General features: G+C 61.3%; 1 protein-coding gene. It reads right to left on the reverse strand.

Translation table 11 applies throughout. From position 1 onward, the window contains the following. The coding region (gene sctE, locus ACE04F_RS21675) for a type III secretion system translocon subunit SseC family protein (RefSeq protein ID WP_486109864.1) at positions 1-1,047 on the reverse strand (1,047 nt) is incomplete at both ends.

Genomic DNA, 1,047 nt, shown 5'->3' on the forward strand with positions numbered 1-1,047 from the left:
GCATGACGATGGTCAGCGGTTTCATGGCTTCGGCCATGAACGACACGCCGGTCTTGTCCTGGACCACCGAGTCGGCAATCATCACCGCCGCGCCGACCACGCCCACGGCGATGAGCACCGGGTTGGCGGTCAATACCCCGGCGGCGATAGTCGCGACGGTCAAGATCGCGCCGACGATCTTGCCGATGCAGCCCATGGTTTTTTGCAGGGCCTCGGCCTTGCGGACTTCTTCCAAGTATTTTTCCGACTCACGCTCCATGTGTGCCTGGAGCCTGGCCTGCAATTGCTGGAACAGTTCCTGGCTGAGCTCCTCCTTGTTCTGTGCCGACTCGCCCAGCAGCTCGATGATTTTCAAGCGGTTCAACAGCGCCAGCGCGCTGCTGCTGAGGGCCTTTTCATCGGTTGGCTTGGGGGTCGAGCTGTTGACGCTGAACGCCACCACTTGCTCGAATACCGTGCCCACGGCCTTGGCACAGGCATTGGCCACTTCGATCAACTTCAGATGCGCATCGGTCGCCACATTCAAGGCTTGGGTATGGTTCGCCACTTCGCCTTTGAGCTGATCGCGACGGGCCAGCTCCTGTGCATATTCAGGCGATTCAGGGTCCAGTTGCGCCAGTCGCGCCTCGCTTTCGGCCAGCAGTCCCTGGAAGTGCAAGACCCGATCGCGCAGTTGTTCGAGGTGTTCCTGGCTGCTGCCGACGTCCCCCTCGGCGGCCTCCATCGCCTGGACGGCTGCGGTGTATTCAGCCGAGAGGTTTTCATGGGCCTGTTGCTTGGCGCCGGCCATGCTCTGCAGCATGGCCAGGCGATTTTTCAGTTTCTTGACGTCGACCTCGCCGATCAGCTCGCTGATCATTGCCATCAAAAGCGTAAACAAGTCACCGTTGGTTTCCTGTTTGTTGCCATCGGCCCGGGGTGGCGGTGCGTGCAGCACGGGGCGGCCCGTATGGGGGGACGAGGTGCCTTGGTGACCTTCGTATTTCACCGACATCAGGTCCGCCAGCGCTTTCTGTCCGGCCTCCTGGAAATCCGCGGTCCTGGGGG

This window comes from Pseudomonas sp. AGC41 (assembly GCF_057334555.1).